The organism is Rheinheimera sp. WS51 (assembly GCF_050936095.1).
In the GTDB taxonomy this organism is placed as follows: Bacteria; Pseudomonadota; Gammaproteobacteria; order Enterobacterales; family Alteromonadaceae; genus Alishewanella.
Genome location: NZ_JBOTRC010000009.1, coordinates 76,812 through 96,462, shown reverse-complemented (window position 1 = coordinate 96,462; position 19,651 = coordinate 76,812). Strand labels below are relative to the sequence as shown.

The window sequence follows — 19,651 nt, the reverse complement described above, 5'->3', positions numbered from 1 at the left end:
TAATGTCGGTATTAGGTTGTAAAAGGTGAGTCTGGCATGAGTGATAAGAAAAATTTTAATTATGGTCGGCCATTTTCGCCTGACGACGAAACTGAACAACAGTTAAAACAATGGCCAACGCCAGATTTAACCGCTGAAACAAGCCAGCGCACTAATGCCTTTAATATTGCTAATGTTTCGCGTAAGTCTGAGCATAATAATGCCCATAATACCGATCCTGAAGAGCTTAGCATTAAGCCTTTAACGGCAAATGATATTGAAGAAATTAGACAAGCGGCTTATGACGAAGGTTTTGCTGAGGGCAAAGATGACGGTTTTAGTAAAGGCTATGCTGAAGGGCGTGAACAAGGTCAACAAGATGGTTTAGCTCAAGGCCAAGCTGAAGGCAAAAAATTAGGCTTAGCCGATGCTGAACAAGAGTTAACCCAGCAACGCAAACAACTCACTGCATTATTACAACAATTGCAACAGCCTTTGTTAGCCGTAAATGAACAAGTAAAGCAACAATTGGTAGCGCTAAGCTTAGCCATGGCAAAAGCGGTTATTGCGGTAGAGGTTCAAACTAATCCAAAAGTTATCTTACAAGCTATTACCGATGCCGTTTCGGCCTTACCATTACAGAGTAAAAATGTAGCTATTACCCTTAACCCTCATGATATAGCAATAATTGAACAGTTTTACTCTACAGCAGATATTGCAGCAAATGGCTGGCATTTAATTGCATCAGATCAGGTAGCTCAAGGCGGTTGCTTAGTAAAAAGCACTTTATCAAGTGTCGATAGAAGTATAGAGCAACGTGTACAAACCAGCTTAGCCCATTTTATTGAATTACAGCAATTAGCGAAAGAACAAGACACAAAGGCTAGAGCAAATGAACTTGCAGCTAATCCGGCTTCTGATAATGTTGAAGCGTCGCCAAATACTCCAGCCCCTAGTGCAGAGCAAGGTATAGCCGATAGTACGGCTGATGCGGTAACAGCTTCTGAGCCTAGTGAACTAGAAAAAGCGCCTGATCAAGCTTATACAGAGGCTGAACAGTCGCATCAAGATGCTGATTTTTCAAGCCAACAGCCAATAGATAAAGAGTAACTATGTCTAGCAGCGATCTTCTAAGTGAATTCTTACAACAACAGCAAGAATATATTCAATCTGCGCGGCCAGCTGCGGCTGGGCATTTAGTACGAGTTGTTGGGTTAACACTAGAAGCGACCGGTTGTAGTGCGGCAATTGGCCAGCCATGTATGGTTGAAGCCGCCCAAGGCGAGATAATGGCCGAGGTAGTCGGCTTTGCTAATGAACGTATCTTTTTAATGCCCAAAGACGATATAGCGGGCGTTGTGCCTGGTGCTAAAGTGACGCCTTTACTGAACTATAAAGGCGTTCCTCTTAGCTTAAACTTATTAGGGCGAGTTATCGATGGTGTAGGAGCCCCATTAGATGGCAAAGGGCCTATTGCATCAACAGAATATGCTACAGCCAAAGGTAAACCAATTAACCCTTTGAATCGACGCCCTATTAAGCTGCCGCTAGATGTTGGCGTGCGTGCAATTAATAGTATTATTACCGTAGGGAAAGGTCAGCGTATGGGCTTATTTGCTGGCTCGGGTGTGGGTAAAAGTGTGCTTCTGGGTATGATGACACGTGGTACTGCGGCAGATGTTATCGTAGTTGGCTTAGTAGGCGAGCGGGGCCGAGAAGTAAAAGAGTTTATTGATGAAATTCTTGGTGAAGAAGGTAAAGCTCGCTCTGTTGTTATTGCTGCTCCTGCAGATGTATCGCCTTTAATGCGCTTAAAAGGCTGTGAAACGGCGGTTCAGGTTGCGGAATATTTTCGTGATCAAGGCATGGATGTGTTGTTATTAATTGATTCAATCACTCGCTATGCTCAGGCGCAGCGTGAAATTGCATTAGCGGTAGGTGAGCCGCCAGCAACAAAAGGCTATCCCCCTTCTGTTTTTGCCAAGTTACCGGCTTTAGTTGAACGAGCAGGTAATGGCTCGGGTAGTCAAGGCTCGATAACGGCATTTTATACGGTACTATCTGAAGGTGATGATCTACAAGATCCTATCGCCGATGCATCGCGGGCTATTTTAGATGGCCATATAGTGCTATCTCGTCACCTGGCCGACTCAGGCCATTTTCCTGCAGTAGATATTGAAAAGTCTATTAGCCGGGTAATGCCAGCGGTAACCAGCATGGAGCATCAGAACCAAGCTCGTGCTATTAAACAACTTTATGCCAGTTATCAACAAAGCAAAGATTTAATCTCTATAGGCGCTTATGTCCGAGGCAGTGATCCTCAGCTAGACAAAGCCATTGCCATGATGCCGAATATTAAGCAATTTTTGCAACAAGGGATGACAGAAGTTATTGCTTATGACGAAAGTTTACAGCAGCTTAATCAGCTAGCGCCGTTACCTCAGGGGCATAAACAATGATAAATCATCGTTTTGCTATGCTAATTAAAGTGCAACAACAGCGTGAGGAAAAGCTGCAAGCGCAGTTTATTAATGCCCAGCAGTTTTACCAGCAAGCCGAGCAAAAATATCAGGGGTTAGCTGATTATAGAACTGAATATATTCAACAAAGTCAGCAACAAGGTAGCTCTGGCTTACAAAGTCGCCAATATAATCAGTTTGTTAACTTTATAGGCAAGCTAGATCAAGCCTTAATGCAACAAGCTAAAGCCGTGCAGCAAGCCAGACAAGTGGCTGAACAGCGCAAACAGGCATGGTTAGCTATGCAAAAAAAACGTAAAGCACTTGAGTATTTAGTAGAGCGCGAACAAACCGCGGCTTTACATGCACAAATGAAGCAAGAGCAGAAAAACGCTGATGAGTATGCAGGGCAAATTTTTATGCGCCGTTTAGCTGCAGAAAAAGCAGAAGAATTATAAAAGCCTAATAAATAACAAACTGGCCTGAAATTTGTATGTATTTATTCTACATGCTGCTAATTAGCTTTTTAAAGTGATTAGCACAACATAAATATATTTTATTGGTGCCTTTGGTTATGCCTGATAAAGCCATTGTTAAACTGTTTGCTTTGATGTGCTTTGTTTATGTTAGCTTTTTAATGAGCTAGTTAGGCGTTAAGTGTCGTATCAAATGCGCTAAGTAGCAGGAGATGAGTATGTCTGGTCAGCCAGTTTCAACGGTTTTAAGTAGTATAGGCAGTGTAGATAGTTCGCTGCGTACAGGATTAGCGCAAGCTGAAACTAGCACGTCAGATGCTTTTGGTGCTAGTTTAGACCACGCTTTAACCCAAGAGCATAGTCAAAACTCAGGCCAGCAATTGCGGCAACTTCCTGCCGGTGTCGGCAATTTGTCTGAAATCAGTTTAGCACTGGCAAAAAATGATCCTGCTGTTAGCCTAGTTACAGTAGAAAACACTGGCAATGGCTTATTAGCTAATAATTTATTACAACAAATTGCTTTTACTAAAAAAAGTACTGAAGCTGAATTAACGGCTGAAACAAGCGACATAAAATTGACTGATACTAAGGCGCCAATTACCACAGGTCCTGTGCTAGTAACTGATGATCCTGATGCAGAACCTAAGTTAACTTTACCAGATGCTACAGAACAACTGCCATCGAAAACGGTAAAACCACCCGTGGTGGAAGGAAATCCGGTTCGCATTACTGATGAAACCAAACCTGAATTAGTGCTACCAAATGGCCCTGATAAAAAACAAGACAAAACAACTAGACCGCCAGTGATGGAAGGCAGTCCGGTTCGCATTACTGATGAAACTAAACCTGAATTAGTGCTACCAGATGGCCCTGATAAAAAACAAGACAAAACAACTAGACCGCCAGTGATGGAAGGCAGTCCGGTTCGCATTACTGATGAAACTAAACCTGAATTAGTGCTACCAGATGGCCCTGATAAAAAGCAAGATAAAACAACCAGACCGCCAGTGATGGAAGGAAACCCGGTTGGCAATACGGATAAAACTAAACCTGAATTAGAGCTACCAGAAGCCCCTGATAAAAAGCAAGATAAAACAACCAGACCGCCAGTGATGGAAGGAAACCCGGTTGGCACTACTGATGAAACATCGCCTAAATTAGATTTACTTAATCAGCCAAGCCATGGCCTTATTAGATCCGGTACCCAACCTATCCAGCGCGATGGGCCTATAACTATTGATATTGGTGGTAGGCCTGATCCTGAAATAGGTATTCCGGTAAAACCGATATTTAGTCAAGGCAATATTAGTTTAGCCACAGCTGCTAATAAAGAGCAGACTAAAGTAGATGATAAAACGCCAGCTAAGTCTAAAGCATCTTTAGCAGATAAAGTTGATACAGATAAAATGACTTCATCGGCAAAACAATCAGAGGTTAGTGCGCAGTTAGCCGAGAAATTGACAGCGTCGTCTACGGGCGCCTCCCGTCAAGAAAGTAGCTTTGCAGCAACTTTAGCAAGTAGTGTCACAAATACACAAGCAAGCGCGGTGGAATCACGTTTAGCTACAGCCGCAAATAATGCTAGCCAGGTGGCTTCTCATACTGAACAGTTAAAGCAAAGCATTAACCTAATGAAGCAAGATGCTGCAGGGCATATGCGTCAGCAAGTAAGTATGATGCTAAGCCAGCAGATCCAAAAAGCAGAAATTAGGCTTGATCCCGCAGGGCTAGGCATGATGCAAATCAAAATTGATATGCAACAAGAACAAGCTACTGTGCAATTTACCGTGCAACAACAGCAAGCTAAAGAGCTAATAGAACAACAATTACCGCGTTTACGTGAAATGCTCCAACAACAGGGTATTCAATTAAGTGAGGGGCAAGTGCAACAGCAGTCACAGCAGCAACAACAGCAAAGACAGTTAGCACAACAAGGCCAGCAGAATCAGAGCTTTGCACAAGGAGAAGATGCAAATGGTGAACAGCTTGGCATGCCAATAAAATTAGTCGTCAAGCATTCAGAAAGATTAGTGGATTATTATGCCTAAGTGGTAAGTTGCTATTTACTGACGATTTATTGGCTATATAAATACAACAAGATAGAAAACTTGGTACAAAGATTTACATTCTCTAGCTTAGGGTCGCATAATAGTGACAAGGAAAATGACAGGTAGTTTTTAATATGGCAGCAGATAAAGATTTAGTGATTACTGAAGGGTCAGGTAAAAAAAAGAAACTGGTTATTGTTGCAGCCGTAGTTGTCGCTCTGTTGCTTGCTGGTGCAGCGTATTTGTTTTTGTTTAGTGATCAAAACAAATCAGACTCAGGTACTGAAGGAACATCAGCAAGCAAAAGTGCCGAATCAGTTAAAGCAATGACAGGCTCAGCACTATATGTACCTTTACCTAGGCCCTTTGTGTTCAATGTGCCAGGTAGCGCCCGCGATAGAATGGTACAAATTAAGGTACAACTCTTAGTCCGCGGTAAAGAAAATGAAGTGTTAGCAATGCGACATATCCCCCTTATTGAGGGCAGTTTATTAGAAACCTTTAGCGCCTCTAATGCTGATGATCTAAGTGCACCTTTAGGACGTGAAGCATTAAAAAATGAAGCTTTAGCTAATTTACAACAAGAATTATTAGAAGTAGTGGGTTCGGTGGTGGTAGATGAAATACTTTTCACCGGTTTTGTTATGCAATAAGAGTGAGCAGCCGTGACCGATTTATTGTCACAAGACGAAATTGATGCGCTTTTGCATGGTGTTGATGACGTTGAAGAAGAAGAAGTAGTCGAAGCTGGCGATAAGTCGCATCGCTCTGCTACTGAATACGATTTCTCATCGCAAGATCGCATTGTGCGCGGACGCATGCCAACCTTAGAAATGGTTAATGAGCGTTTCGCACGGCATATGCGCATTAGCTTATTTAATATGATGCGCCGTACTGCAGAGGTATCAATTAACGGCGTGCAAATGATTAAGTTTGGCGAGTATGTACATACTTTATTTGTGCCTACAAGCTTGAATATGGTTCGGTTTAGACCTTTAAAAGGCACCGGTTTAATTACCATGGAAGCACGATTAGTCTTTATTCTAGTGGATAACTTCTTTGGTGGTGATGGCCGTTACCATGCCAAAATTGAAGGTCGTGAATTTACGCCAACCGAACGACGCATTATCCAAATGCTGTTAAAGCTTATTTTTGAAGATTATAAAGAAGCTTGGGCGCCGGTGATGGACGTGTCTTTTGAATATATAGATTCTGAAGTTAACCCTGCCATGGCTAATATTGTTAGTCCAACTGAAGTGGTTGTTATTAGTTCTTTTCATATTGAGCTAGACGGCGGAGGTGGTGATTTTCATGTTGCTTTACCTTATTCAATGCTTGAGCCTATCAGAGAGCTGTTAGACGCGGGTGTACAAAGTGATAAAGAAGATACAGACATGCGCTGGAGTAAGGCGCTACGTGATGAAATCATGGATGTTAAAGTTGATTTAAGCACTAAAATGCTTGATGTCGATATTAGCTTACGGGAATTAATGGAGTTAAAAGCGGGTGATATTATTCCAATAGAGGTACCTGAGCATATTACCGTGCTGGTGGAAGACTTACCTACTTATCGCGGTAAATTAGGCCGCTCACGGGAAAATGTTGCGGTTAAAATTGTCGAAAAAATTAAACGCCCAGAATCTGTTAAGTCAGAATTGCATGTCTTTACTAAAGGCGGTCGCCGACTTGATAGCGACGCAGATATTAATGAATTAGAAGCTGATCTGGATTTGTCAGATCATGACATAAGGTAATAAAAATGGCTGATGATAAAGATACCATGGACGAATGGGCAGCTGCGATGGCAGAAGCAGAGGGTGGTGCTGAAGCGGTTGATTTAGAAGAGCTTCGTGATGAAAAAGCGGAAATTAGCGCAGATGAAAAACGTAAGCTTGATACTATTTTAGATATCCCTGTTACTATTTCTATGGAAGTAGGGCGGGCAAAAATAAGCATTCGTAATTTGTTACAGCTTAATCAAGGTTCTGTGGTTGAGTTAGATCGCGTTGCCGGTGAACCATTAGATGTATTAGTTAATGGTACTTTAATTGCGCACGGTGAGGTTGTGGTAGTAAACGATAAGTTTGGTATTCGCTTAACCGACGTTATTAGTCAAATTGAACGTATTAAGAAACTACGTTAATGCTGGGCTTTTTAACTAAACTTTTTTGCTCTTTGCTACTTATATTGGCGTTTACCAGCATAAGTAGCTTTGCTGTTGCCCAAGACAGGTTAACTGATACTGCCACGGAGCAGGCTAAAGCAGAGTTAGAAGCAAAGCAAACTAAAGCAACTTCTGTCGTGACTGAACAAGTTAATACAGACGGTATAAATTTAGATGCAACTAAGTTAGATACTACAAACCCTAATACCGAAACAGAGAAACCTGCTTCAGGTCCGATAAAAACAACTGCATTTCAAAGGCCTACAACTGATTTAACAGCGCAAGATAGCCCTCGTCCCAAGTCAGGTTTAAGCCTTGGTAAAATGGCCATTTCTTTGACGATCGTAGTGCTTATTGTCTTAGTGTTAGGTTGGACCTTTAAAAAGTTGACACTTCGGTTACCTGGAAGTCGGCATATTAAAATTATTTCTACTACTTCTTTGGGCCCGAAGGAAAAGATATTAGTTATTGAAATGCAAGGGAAACAACGGGTTTTAGGTGTTACAGCTAACAGTATAAATTTACTGTTTGAACTAGAAAATCCTCTTCCAGAAGAAAAGTTGGCATCAGACTTTCATATGCAGTTACAATCGTTTCTAAAAAAATAGAAAAAATTATGCTACGACTGTTGTTTTTGCTGCTAGTTGCTTTAGTTAGCCCTGAGGTTTTTGCTGATAATAGTGCGTTATCGGCACTTAAAATAACCACCGCAGCCGATGGGAGCCAAGAATATAGTGTAACACTGCAAGTGTTAGCCATAATGACGATGCTGAGCTTTATTCCAGCGCTCGTTATTATGATGACCTGCTTTACTCGCATTATTGTGGTGTTGGCTATTTTGCGCCAAGCAATTGGTTTGCAGCAGTCGCCATCAAACCAAGTCTTAATTGGTATTACGTTATTTTTGACGTTTTTTATTATGGCGCCAGTATTTAAAGATATTAACGACACTGCCATTCAGCCCTATTTAAGCGAGCAAATTACCCCCGTTCAAGCGTTAGAAACAGCCATAGTACCGATTAAAGGTTTTATGCTACACCAAACTCGGACTAAGGATTTGGATACTTTCGCCCAAATAGCCGGTTTAGAACTAGCTGAAAACCCGCAAGATTATCCCATTACGGTTGTTATTCCAGCGTTTATAACCAGTGAGCTAAAAACTGCCTTTCAAATTGGCTTTATGCTGTTTATTCCTTTTTTAATTATTGATCTGGTGGTGGCGAGTGTATTAATGGCCATGGGTATGATGATGTTATCGCCGATGATTATCTCATTGCCATTTAAGTTAATGATGTTTGTCTTAGTCGATGGCTGGATACTCGTTATGGGTACCTTGGCCACAAGTTATGGGGTAGGCACATGAGTCCAGAGGTTTTTGTTGATATATTACGCGATGCTTTATTTTTAGTTATCTTGCTTGTTAGTGCCATTATTTTACCGTCGCTGTTTGTGGGATTATTGGTTGCGGTATTTCAGGCTGCGACTTCGATAAACGAACAAACATTAAGCTTTTTACCGCGCTTAATTGTAACACTGCTGGCATTAACTTATGGTGGTCATTGGTTAACTCAAACCATTACAGAGTTTACCCACGAGTTAATTCTTAGTATTCCTACGGTTGTTGGCTAGCTGAGCCTATTATGGAATTTCCATTAAGCATATTAATGCAGACCATCGCTGATTATTTACTTCCTTTGTGTCGAGTTACGGGAATGTTTTTGATTATGGCGGGTATAGGGGTGCGTAATGTCCCTATGCGCATTAAAACCGGCTTAGTTGTTATGATTACCCTAATTATCATGCCAACCTTACCCCCTGTGGCCAGTGCTGACTTAATGTCTGGGCAGATGATTTTAGAGGTCTTACTGCAATTAATGATTGGTTTTGCTTTAGGCTTTATTTCATTATTATTTATTACCACTTTCGTCGTGGCTGGCCAATTGTTAGCAACTCAAACGGGTTTAGGTTTTGCCTCTATGGTAGATCCAGCCAGTGGTGTTAGTGTACCAGCGATTGGTCAATTTTATTTAATATTGGCCACCTTGCTATTTTGGTTGTTTGATGGCCATTTAATTATGATCCAAATGCTTGTATTTAGCTTTGATACTCTGCCCATTAATGGACAATGGTGGGATGTTAGTAGTTATTGGGTGGTTCTTGAGTTTGGCGGTTGGATGTTTGCTACTGCGTTAGCCATTGCTTTGGCGCCTATAATCTCTATGCTTACGGTTAACTTATCTTTTGGCATTATGACTCGTGCTGCACCTCAGTTGAATATTTTTTCGATAGGTTTCCCAATTACTATGTTATCGGGCTTAGTTATTTTATGGCTGACGTTAGATACATTTTTATTCCACTTCGAAAAGCAATGGCAGCACAGCATAGAATATAGCTGTCGCTTAATTGGCTGTTAAACAAGGCGCATTGACATGGCAGATGATAGTGCAGAAAAAACCGAACAGCCCACCCCCAAGAAGCTGCAAGACGCAGCAGAAAAAGGGCAGATAGCGCGGTCTAAAGATTTAGGCACAGCCTTTGTTTTAATTGGCAGTGCCTGTGCTATTTTAATTTTTGGCCGAATGTTAGCAGAAGCCATTTTAACTATTGGCCGGCGCATGATGCATTTAGATCAAAAAGATATGTTTGAAATAAACTCTATGTTTACGGCTTGGGGCGAAATAGGCAAAGAGTTGATTCCACCGATGGCGGGCATTTTTGCGTTTATCCTTGCTGCGGCCTTTATTGGTAATGTCTTATTAGGAGGCTTTAACTTTAGTATGCAGGCGGCTGCGCCTAAAGCCAGCAAAATGAGTGTATTAAAAGGCTTTAAACGCATGTTTGGTTTGCAAGCTTTGGTTGAGCTATTAAAAAGTTTTTTGAAAGTAATAGTGGTAGTTGGTATTGCTTACTTACTTTTAAAGTTCTTTTTCGACGATATTATGTCGCTTTCTTTGATGAGTGAACCTAACAATATTAAGTCAGCTTTATATTTTTTAGCTTGGATATTTTTAGGGTTATGCTCAAGCGTTTCAGTTATTGCATTAGTTGATGCCCCTTATCAAAAATGGAACCATATCAAACAGCTAAAAATGTCGTTACAAGAGATAAAAGACGAGCATAAAAATAGTGAAGGTAGTCCAGAAATTAAGGCTCGTATACGTCGTACGCAAATGCAAATGTCTATGAAGCGGATGATGCAAGAAGTGCCAAAAGCAGACGTAATCGTAACCAACCCAACGCACTATGCTATTGCATTAAAATATGACCAAGGAAAGTTTAGAGCGCCAGTTGTCGTTGCTAAAGGCGTAGATGAAGTTGCTATGCATATTCGTAAAATAGCCAATGAACATAAAGTGCCAGTATTAGAGTCACCAATGTTAGCGCGCTCTATTTATCACACTACAGAAGTAGACCACCCCATACCAGAACAGTTATTTGCAGCCGTAGCTCAAGTGCTAGCTTATGTCTATCAATTAAAAATGCATAAAAAAGGCAAAGGCACAAGGCCAAAAGCCTTAGCTAAAGATCTGCCAATACCAGAAGATTATCGTTATTAATCTATATTGTCATAAAAATCGACTGTAACCCAAGTATCTGTAAATGTTGGAGCAGTTCTTGCTTGTGTCCTGTATAGCGCCAATTTACTGTCAGGATTATCATGCAGTTAGTCAGTTATCTTAAAGGTTTTGATCGTTCAAAGCTTAACTTCTTAACCGGGTTAGGTACGCCGCTATTTATATTAGCTGCTTTAGCCATGGTGGTTTTACCTTTACCCCCGGTATTATTAGATGTGCTGTTTTCATTTAACATTGCCCTAGCTCTAGTGGTTTTGTTGGTCACGGTATATACCATGCGGCCACTGGATTTTGGCGCTTTTCCTGCAATTTTGTTAGTTGCAACCATTATGCGCTTAGCTCTGAACGTAGCGAGTACTCGGGTGGTGCTACTTGAGGGGCATAATGGTGGCGATGCTGCGGGTAAAGTTATCGAGGCTTTTGGCTCGGTGGTTATTGGCGGTAACTATGCGGTCGGTATTGTTGTTTTCCTAATTCTTATCATTATCAACTTTGTGGTTGTCACCAAAGGTGCTGGCCGCATAGCTGAAGTCTCTGCACGTTTTACCTTAGACGCTATGCCGGGTAAGCAAATGGCCATTGATGCCGATTTAAACTCAGGCTTGATTACCCAAGAGCAAGCTCGCGATCGTCGTGATGAAGTGACTACAGAAGCTGATTTCTACGGTTCAATGGATGGTGCTAGTAAGTTTGTTAAAGGCGATGCGATAGCCGGTATTGTAATTTTAGTGATCAACTTGGTTGGTGGCTTATTTATTGGAATGATCCAGCACGGCTTATCTTTTGCCAATGCCATGGAAGTTTATACCTTATTAACAATAGGTGATGGCTTAGTGGCACAAATTCCATCGCTGTTATTATCTATAGGTACAGCGATTATTGTTACTCGGCAAAATAAATCTCAAGATATGGGGCAGCAAATGACGGCACAGTTGGGCAATACCCAAGTGCTATTTGTAGCTGCAGGCGTATTAACGCTGATGGGCGTTGTGCCAGGGATGCCGCATTTTTCATTTTTATCATTAGCGGGCATTGTTGGTGGTATGGGCTATGTAATGCATAAGCGTGGCAAGCAGGCTAGCGCTGAGCTGGTATCTAGAGATGCTGCTGCAGTAACCGCAGCAGAGCCTACAGTTAATAAAGAAATTGGTTGGGATGACGTACAGGGCGTTGATGTGATTGGCTTAGAAGTTGGCTATCGCTTAATACCTTTAGTTGATAAAAGCCAAGGCGGCGAGTTATTAAGCCGAATTAAAGGCGTACGTAAAAAGCTATCTCAAGAATTAGGCTTCTTAATTCCAGCGGTACATATTCGAGATAATTTAGATTTAGAGCCTAATAGTTATCGCATGACCTTAATGGGCGTAATTAGTGGTGAAAGCGAGCTACGGCATGATAATGAGTTGGCGATTAACCCAGGTCAAGTTTTTGGCACTGTAAAAGGAATAGAAACCAAAGATCCTGCTTTTGGCTTAGATGCTGTATGGATTGCCAAAGAGCAACGTGAGCATGCACAAACTTTAGGCTATACCGTTGTTGATGCAGCTACTGTTGTTGCAACCCACTTAAGTCAAATTTTAACTAACCATGCCGCTAGCTTATTAGGCCATGAAGAAGTGCAAAACTTACTTGATATGCTAGCTAAGCATTCACCTAAGTTAGTTGAAGGCTTAGTGCCTGATACTTTACCGTTAACTGTAGTCGTAAAAGTGCTACAAAACCTATTGCAAGAAGGCGTACCTATTCGCGATATGCGCACTATAGTACAAACCTTAGTTGAGTATGGGGCTAAGAGTCAGGATGTTGACGTACTGACTGCAGCTTGTCGAATCGCCTTGCGTCGTTTAATTGTCCAAGAGGTTGGTGGAAACCGCAGCGAAATTCCGGTTATTACTTTTGCGCCTGAACTTGAACAAATGCTACATCAGTCTATGCAGGCCGCCGGTAATGATGGTGCGGGCATCGAGCCTGGGCTAGCAGACCGTATTCAGCAGTCATTACAAGATGCTTATCAAAGCCAAGAATTAAGCGGAGATAGTGCTGTTTTATTAACGTCAGGAATTTTACGCACAGTTATGGCACGATTTGTGAAGTATACCATACCAGGACTTAGGGTATTGTCTTATCAAGAGATACCCGATGATAAACAAATTCGCATTGTAAGTGTGATTGGCCAGGCTTCTTAGGAGTAACTCATGAAAATAAAACGCTTTGTAGCAAAAGACATGCGTAGTGCTTTAACCGAGGTAAAAGAGTTCCTTGGGCCGGATGCGATTATACTTTCTAATAAAAAAGTGGCTGAAGGAGTAGAGATTGTTGCCGCTATTGATAATGAAGCCAAGCCAGAAAAAATGCAGCCTAAACCGGCACCGCAGCGTGTTGCGTCACGATTCCAGGCGACAGTAGCTGATGATGATGAGGCTGAACCTGCCGCTGATTCATTAAAAGCCTTATTAGCACGCCAAATGCAAAAACAGCAACATGAACAGGGTAATACTGCGGTGCCATCTCAAGCGGCCGCAGTACAGAATCGTCAGACCCAGCCTGAGCGTGCTCCTGCTTTTGACCGTCAAAATACTGGCAATACACAGGCCGTACCAAATTTACAATTATCTGAGCTTAGCAAATTGCAGCAACAGCAAGCTGACTTTATGCAAAAGCAAATGGACTCGATGCGTAATGAAATGCTGTCGATGCGTCAATTATTGCAGCACCAAGTATCAGGACTGATGTGGCAAGATTTAGCTCGTCGAGAGCCTTTACGTGCTTTGGTGATAGAAAATTTGCAACAGCTTGGTTTATCTGAGGCAATGGCCGATCAGCTCGCTTGTTTTATGTCAGAAGATATGAATTCAAATGATGCTTGGGATGCGTCGTTAGAACTACTAGCAGGACAAATTAGTACTACTAATGATGATATTTTACGCCGTGGTGGTGTAGTGGCTTTAGTTGGACCTACAGGCGTAGGGAAAACGACTACAGTTGCTAAGTTAGCTGCTGAGTTCGCGCGTCGACATGGAGCTGATCAAGTCGCATTAATTACCACAGACTGTTATCGCATTGGCGCTTATGAACAATTAGCAACTTTTGGTCGTATTATTGGCTGCCCCGTTAAGTTAGCAAAAGATAGCGAAGAATTAACCTTGTTAATTAATCAGTTACAGCAACGTAAATTAGTTTTAATTGATACTGCTGGGATGAGCCAACGAGATATTCATTTAACTGAGAAACTTGCTACACTAGTGAATAATAGCCATGTCAAAATAAAAAATTATCTGGTATTGTCTGCTACAGCACAGGCTAGAGTTATGCAAGAAAGCGTAACTCATTTTAAGCGTATTCCATTGTCAGGTTGTATTTTTACAAAACTAGACGAATGTTTAAGCTTAGGAGAAGTGATTAACGTGGCTATTCAAAATGCATTAGCAGTAAGTTATCTGACTCATGGCCAGCGTGTACCTGAAGATATTGCTGTTGCAGATGCTAAAGCCTTAGTACAACAAGCTGAAACATTGCGATTAGCACAAAGCAGTACGGTTCATCAATGGCATACAGATGAGATGAGTCGAGTGGAAACAACCTATGCATAATCATGACTATTTAGATGATCAAGCTACTGGCCTTAGAAAAATGAATAAGCAGATGGTAAAAGTTATTTCAATTAGTGGTGGTAAAGGCGGCGTTGGTAAAACCAATGTTTCGCTTAACTTGGCCATGGCGTTATCGCAATTAGGCAAAAGTGTTATGGTGCTTGACGCTGATTTAGGTTTAGCTAACTGTGATGTAATGTTGGGTCTTCGAGTAGACAAAAATTTATCACATGTATTGTCAGGTGAAGTATCTTTAGACGATATAATTATTGACGGGCCTTTTGGTATCAAAATTATACCGGCTTCGTCTGGCTCACAAAGCATGACAGAGCTGGCTCCGGCAGAACATGCTGGACTTATTCGTGCTTTTAGTGAAATGCAAACCAGTGTTGATGTCTTATTAGTTGATACTGCCGCTGGTATTTCAGATATGGTACTTAGTTTTTCCCGCGCATCGCAAGATGTGCTTGTTGTTGTCTGTGATGAGCCATCATCAATCACTGATGCTTACGCATTAATGAAAATACTAAGCCGAGATCATGGTGTTGATAAGTTTAAAATTGTTGCCAATATGGTGCGAAGCATAAAAGAGGGGCAAGAGCTTTTTGCTAAGTTAACACGAGTAACTGACCGCTTTTTAAATGTAAATCTCGAATTAGTTGCAACTATACCCTATGATGAAAATGTCCGCAAAGCGGCACGTAAGCAAAAAGCCTTTATTGAGGCATTTCCAAAAACACCAGCAAGCATGGCAATTAAGAGTTTAGCGTTAAAAGCCGGTAAGTGGCCATTACCTAATATGGCATCAGGGCATTTAGAGTTTTTTTTAGAGCAATTAATTGACTCTCATCCGGAACGAGGCTTAGTGTGAATAGTAAACTAGCAGCTTATGGCGGTGTTGATCGCATGCAGCAATTGATAGATCAGCACACGACTTTAGTTAAGCGTATTGCCTATCATTTGTTAGCGCGATTACCGGCAAGCGTGCTGGTAGATGACTTGATTCAATCTGGTATGATAGGTTTAATTGAAGCAGCAAAGAATTTTGATGGTAGTAAAGGCGCAAGTTTTGAAACCTTTGCAGGTATTCGCATTAGAGGTGCAATGTTAGATGAAATGCGCCGAGGCGATTGGACGCCGCGCTCAGTACATCGTAATGCGCGTTTAATTGCCGATACTGTAGCCGAACTAGAAGCTGCCTATGGCCGTGATGTAAAAGATTATGAAGTGGCGGAAAAACTGAATATATCCTTAGATGAGTATCATCATATACTTAGTGATATTAGCAGTGGTAGAATTATTGGTATTGAAGATCTTGGTGTTTCTGAAGATGTAATCGTAAGCAGTGATGATGCTGGTAGCGATGATTTATTTGATATCCAAGCTAATAATGCATTTCAACAAGACTTAGTGTCTACTATAAGCAATTTACCTGAACGTGAAGCACTAGTATTATCTTTATATTATAATGAAGAGCTAAATTTAAAAGAGATTGGTGCTGTGCTAAACGTAAGCGAATCACGTGTTAGTCAGATACATAGTCAGGCACTTGTTAGATTAAAAGCCAGAATGCAGAATTGGGTCTAACCTTATACTGAGTTAGCTGTAATATCTCGTTGGAGGAGATTTTGGATAAAAACATGAAAATTCTTGTAGTTGATGACTTTTCAACTATGAGACGAATAATAAAAAACCTATTACGTGATCTCGGCTTTACCAATGTTTCGGAAGCTGATGATGGCAGTACCGCCTTACCTATGCTTCAAGGTGCAGACTTTGATTTTGTGGTAACGGATTGGAATATGCCTGGAATGCAAGGTATCGATTTGCTTCGCGCTATACGCGCGGACGAAAAACTAAAGCATATACCTGTATTAATGGTTACAGCAGAAGCTAAAAAAGAGCAAATTATTGCAGCTGCGCAGGCTGGGGTGAATGGCTATATTGTGAAGCCTTTTACTGCTGCAACATTACAAGAAAAATTGGCAAAAGTCTTTGAGCGTTTAGGCTAATCGTCACTGACAGGAGAGTCTTAGTATGACGATGAAAACTGAACCGATAATTACATTAGAACAAGCTCGGCAACTGGTTGAGTTTATGGAGTCAGAGCAAGTTGATGCAGCTAATGAGCTAGTTCAAACACTAGTTGTACCTAGTGCATCTGAACTATTTGAAGAAGTTGGTAAGTTAACTCGGCAGCTACACGACTCTTTAGAGAATTTTCATGTTGATCCTTCTTTAAATAACCTACTTGAAGAAGATATTCCTGACGCTAAAAAACGATTAGCCCATGTAATTGGCATGACGGAACAGGCAGCTAACCGTACTATGGATGCGGTAGAGTCCTGTTTGCCTATAGCTGATAACATTTCTCAACAGCTCAATATTATTCAACCGCAATGGCAGCGTTTAATGCAAAGGCAGCTGCAGTTAGGTGAGTTTAAAAGTTTATGCCACAATTTGGATGGCTTTTTAGTACAAGCTAATAATGATTCTAAAACATTAAATGGTTTATTAACTGATGTATTAATGGCACAAGACTACCAAGATCTTACAGGGCAAATTCTTAGCCGAGTAATTGAGTTGGTTCGTGAGGTTGAAGAAAGTTTGCTCGGGCTGTTAACTGCTTTTAATCATTCAAATACATCAGGCTCAACAGTAAAAAGTAAACCAAAAGCAATAACACGAGATGCCGAAGGTCCTATCTTAGATGCCGCAGAGCGAGAAGACGTGGTAACAGATCAGGGTGATGTTGATGACTTACTGTCAAGTTTAGGCTTTTAATAGAGGTATTCATGCATGAGCTTTGATATGGATGAAGATATTTTACAGGACTTCCTTGTCGAAGCAGGTGAGATTCTTGAATTATTGCAAGAACAATTAGTTGAGTTAGAAAATAACCCTGACGACGCAAATCTATTAAATGCTATATTTCGCGGCTTTCATACCGTTAAAGGTGGCGCTGGTTTTTTAGCATTAACTGAACTAGTTGACGCCTGCCATGGTGCTGAAAATGTTTTTGATATTCTAAGAACAGGCAAGCGACAAGTCACCGCTGAATTAATGGATGTTATTTTACAAGCTTTAGACAGCATTAATGCCATGTTTGTTGCTGTAATACATCGCCAACCATTAACCCCAGCACCCGCTGAGTTACTTCAAGCTTTACACTTTTACAGTGAACCTGCCTCTGAAAACGAAGTTGCTCCTGGTGCTGTTGCAGATGAAGAACTTGTGGCTGATGTTACTGACGCTCAAGACGAGATTGTAGAGCAGACTGCCGAGGAGCAAACAGAAACTCATACTGCTGATGGCCAGGGCATTGATGAAATGACCGAAGATGAGTTTGAGAAAATTTTAGATGAATTACATGGCAAGTCTCCAGGTTTAGCTAATAATGCGGCAGATGCCAGCAGTCAAACTAATGCTAACAATGCTAACAATGCTAACAATGCTAGCAATGACATTACTGATAACGAGTTTGAAGCTATTTTAGATCAGCTTCATGGCAAAGGTACCTTTATTCCTGATGCCATTAAAGAGCAAACCGCTCAGCCTAAAGCGACTGATTCGAGCAGTAGTGATTCAGATGAAATAGATGATGATGAATTTGAGGCTTTACTTGATCAGCTACATGGCAAAGGAAAGGCACCCACAACTGCGTCTGTTAGTTCAGCTAAACAAGAAAAGGCAGAACCACAAAGTATTTCTACTGACTCAGATGAAATAGATGAGGATGAATTTGAAGCTCTACTCGATCAACTTCATGGCAAGGGGAAAGCACCTCAGACGATAGAGAATAAAGTTAACCCAGCGTCTTCTAGCACGGCTAAAGCTAGCAGTGACAGTGATTCAGATGAAATAGATGAAGAGGATTTTGAGGCTTTACTTGATAAATTACACGGTAAAGGAAAAGCGCCTACTTCAAAAGAAAGTTCAGTAGAAACTAAAGTAGCAACAACAGCTGCTGAAGTTAAACCTACAGCAAAAGCGCCTGTGGGCTCAACTGCTAAAGCTACTGATAGCAAAGCTGTTGATAACAAAGCAAGCACAGCTACTACACCCGCTAAAACTTCGCCGGTTGTTAGCCCAGCTCCAGTTGTTGCTGCAACACCAGATAAAGCAGTGGCTATGCAGCAAGTTCAAACTGATACAACGGTTAGGGTTGATACTAAGCGGTTAGATCAGATTATGAATATGGTTGGTGAGTTAGTTCTGGTTAGAAATCGCTTGTTAAGCCTTTCAGGTAGTGCTGAAAATGAAGCGATGAGTAAAGCCATTGCTAATTTAGATGTTGTCACTGCCGATATACAGGGCGCGGTGATGAAAACCCGCATGCAGCCTATTAAAAAGGTATTTGGTCGCTTCCCTAGAGTTGTTCGTGACATGGCTCGGTCTTTGAAAAAAGATATTGAGTTAGTGTTAGAAGGTGAAGAAACCGATTTAGATAAAAACTTAGTGGAGGCTTTAGCTGATCCGCTAGTGCATTTAGTACGTAACTCTGTAGATCACGGCATTGAAATGCCAGACGTTAGACAAAAAGCGGGCAAAAAGCGTGTTGGTACTGTGAGGTTAGCAGCAGAGCAAGCAGGTGATCATATCTTACTAACCATCCAAGATGATGGTGCTGGGATGGATCCTGAAAAGTTAAAAAGTATTGCGATTAAACGTGGTATTTTAGATATTGATGCTGCTGCTAGAATGTCTGATACCGAAGCCTTTAATTTAATATTTGCCCCTGGCTTTTCAACCAAAGAGCAGATTTCTGACATCTCTGGTCGTGGTGTAGGCATGGATGTGGTTAAAACTAAAATTAACCAACTTAATGGCTCTGTACAGATCCAGTCTAAGCTAGGTGAAGGCACACTATTAGAAATTAAAGTGCCATTAACCTTAGCTATTTTACCAACCTTGATGGTGCTTGTTGGTAAACAAACTTTTGCTTTGCCATTAGCGGGTGTGAGCGAGATTTTCCATTTAGATTTAAATAAATCAAATATGGTTGATGGCCAATTAACCATAGTGGTGCGTAATAAAGCCATTCCTTTATTTTATTTAGAGCATTGGTTGGTTAAAGGCTCAGAGAAAAAGCGTCGCCGTGAGCAAGGCCATGTTGTGATAGTACAAATAGGCACCCAACAAGTCGGTTTTGTTGTTGATGCTTTAATAGGTCAAGAAGAAGTGGTTATTAAACCTTTAGATCGGTTACTGCAAGGTACGCCAGGTATGGCCGGTGCGACAATAACATCTGACGGTGGTATTGCTTTGATACTTGATGTCCCAAGCTTATTAAAACATTACGCTAAAAAGTCAAAAATTAAATTAGAGCGTTTTAGTAACGGCCGAGGTGAATAGAGTAA

Annotated in this window: 19 protein-coding genes; all 19 read left to right on the top strand. The window is 41.2% G+C overall.

Features of this window, described 5'->3' with window-relative positions:
• Positions 1–36: 36 nt before the first annotated feature.
• The 19 genes from fliH (at position 37) to ACRCA4_RS11235 (ending at position 19,646) form a co-directional block, all read left to right on the top strand.
• On the top strand, positions 37–1,089 hold the full coding sequence (gene fliH / locus ACRCA4_RS11325) for a flagellar assembly protein FliH (RefSeq protein ID WP_433188446.1): 1,053 nt from the start codon (positions 37–39) through the stop codon (positions 1,087–1,089).
• Between the two features lie 2 nt (positions 1,090–1,091).
• The gene (gene fliI, locus ACRCA4_RS11320; RefSeq protein ID WP_433188443.1) at positions 1,092–2,438 is read left to right on the top strand and encodes a flagellar protein export ATPase FliI; all 1,347 of its coding nucleotides are present in this window, start codon (positions 1,092–1,094) and stop codon (positions 2,436–2,438) included.
• Positions 2,435–2,896, top strand: coding sequence for a flagellar export protein FliJ (gene fliJ, locus ACRCA4_RS11315; protein ID WP_433188440.1), 462 nt, complete (start codon positions 2,435–2,437; stop codon positions 2,894–2,896). The genes fliI and fliJ overlap by 4 nt, the downstream gene beginning before the upstream one ends.
• A 236-nt stretch (positions 2,897–3,132) precedes the next feature.
• Positions 3,133–4,962, top strand: a complete 1,830-nt coding sequence (locus ACRCA4_RS11310; RefSeq protein WP_433188437.1) for a flagellar hook-length control protein FliK — start codon at positions 3,133–3,135, stop codon at positions 4,960–4,962.
• 134 nt (positions 4,963–5,096) lie between these two features.
• Positions 5,097–5,615, top strand: a complete 519-nt coding sequence (gene fliL / locus ACRCA4_RS11305; RefSeq protein WP_433188434.1) for a flagellar basal body-associated protein FliL — start codon at positions 5,097–5,099, stop codon at positions 5,613–5,615.
• Between the two features lie 12 nt (positions 5,616–5,627).
• A complete protein-coding gene (gene fliM / locus ACRCA4_RS11300) occupies positions 5,628–6,716 on the top strand; it encodes a flagellar motor switch protein FliM (protein WP_433188432.1) in 1,089 nt (362 codons plus the stop codon).
• 5 nt (positions 6,717–6,721) lie between these two features.
• On the top strand, positions 6,722–7,105 hold the full coding sequence (fliN, locus tag ACRCA4_RS11295) for a flagellar motor switch protein FliN (RefSeq protein ID WP_433188429.1): 384 nt from the start codon (positions 6,722–6,724) through the stop codon (positions 7,103–7,105).
• Positions 7,105–7,734 (top strand): flagellar biosynthetic protein FliO, encoded by a 630-nt coding sequence (fliO, locus tag ACRCA4_RS11290; RefSeq protein ID WP_433188426.1) that lies wholly within the window; start codon positions 7,105–7,107, stop codon positions 7,732–7,734. The genes fliN and fliO overlap by 1 nt, the downstream gene beginning before the upstream one ends.
• Positions 7,735–7,742: 8 nt before the next feature.
• On the top strand, positions 7,743–8,489 hold the full coding sequence (gene fliP / locus ACRCA4_RS11285) for a flagellar type III secretion system pore protein FliP (RefSeq protein ID WP_433188423.1): 747 nt from the start codon (positions 7,743–7,745) through the stop codon (positions 8,487–8,489).
• Positions 8,486–8,755, top strand: coding sequence for a flagellar biosynthesis protein FliQ (gene fliQ / locus ACRCA4_RS11280; protein ID WP_433188420.1), 270 nt, complete (start codon positions 8,486–8,488; stop codon positions 8,753–8,755). Before fliP ends, fliQ begins: the two co-directional genes overlap by 4 nt.
• A gap of 11 nt (positions 8,756–8,766) precedes the next feature.
• The gene (gene fliR / locus ACRCA4_RS11275) at positions 8,767–9,540 is read left to right on the top strand and encodes a flagellar biosynthetic protein FliR (RefSeq protein WP_433188417.1); all 774 of its coding nucleotides are present in this window, start codon (positions 8,767–8,769) and stop codon (positions 9,538–9,540) included.
• A 15-nt stretch (positions 9,541–9,555) separates the two neighbouring features.
• A complete protein-coding gene (gene flhB, locus ACRCA4_RS11270; RefSeq protein WP_433188414.1) occupies positions 9,556–10,683 on the top strand; it encodes a flagellar biosynthesis protein FlhB in 1,128 nt (375 codons plus the stop codon).
• Positions 10,684–10,784: 101 nt separating this feature from the next.
• Positions 10,785–12,887 carry a flagellar biosynthesis protein FlhA gene (gene flhA, locus ACRCA4_RS11265; RefSeq protein ID WP_433188411.1) on the top strand — a complete coding sequence of 701 codons (2,103 nt, stop codon included), beginning with the start codon at positions 10,785–10,787 and terminating at the stop codon, positions 12,885–12,887.
• 9 nt (positions 12,888–12,896) lie between these two features.
• Positions 12,897–14,291, top strand: a complete 1,395-nt coding sequence (gene flhF, locus ACRCA4_RS11260; RefSeq protein WP_433188408.1) for a flagellar biosynthesis protein FlhF — start codon at positions 12,897–12,899, stop codon at positions 14,289–14,291.
• Positions 14,284–15,162: a MinD/ParA family protein gene (locus tag ACRCA4_RS11255; protein WP_433188405.1), complete on the top strand. Its 879-nt coding sequence runs from the start codon at positions 14,284–14,286 to the stop codon at positions 15,160–15,162. The genes flhF and ACRCA4_RS11255 overlap by 8 nt, the downstream gene beginning before the upstream one ends.
• Positions 15,159–15,878 carry an RNA polymerase sigma factor FliA gene (locus ACRCA4_RS11250; RefSeq protein WP_433188402.1) on the top strand — a complete coding sequence of 240 codons (720 nt, stop codon included), beginning with the start codon at positions 15,159–15,161 and terminating at the stop codon, positions 15,876–15,878. The genes ACRCA4_RS11255 and ACRCA4_RS11250 overlap by 4 nt, the downstream gene beginning before the upstream one ends.
• 53 nt (positions 15,879–15,931) lie before the next feature.
• Positions 15,932–16,303: a chemotaxis response regulator CheY gene (cheY, locus tag ACRCA4_RS11245; RefSeq protein WP_433188399.1), complete on the top strand. Its 372-nt coding sequence runs from the start codon at positions 15,932–15,934 to the stop codon at positions 16,301–16,303.
• Positions 16,304–16,328: 25 nt separating this feature from the next.
• Positions 16,329–17,075: a protein phosphatase CheZ gene (locus tag ACRCA4_RS11240; RefSeq protein ID WP_433188396.1), complete on the top strand. Its 747-nt coding sequence runs from the start codon at positions 16,329–16,331 to the stop codon at positions 17,073–17,075.
• 15 nt (positions 17,076–17,090) lie between these two features.
• On the top strand, positions 17,091–19,646 hold the full coding sequence (locus tag ACRCA4_RS11235) for a chemotaxis protein CheW (RefSeq protein ID WP_433188393.1): 2,556 nt from the start codon (positions 17,091–17,093) through the stop codon (positions 19,644–19,646).
• The last annotated feature ends 5 nt before the right edge of the window (positions 19,647–19,651 follow it).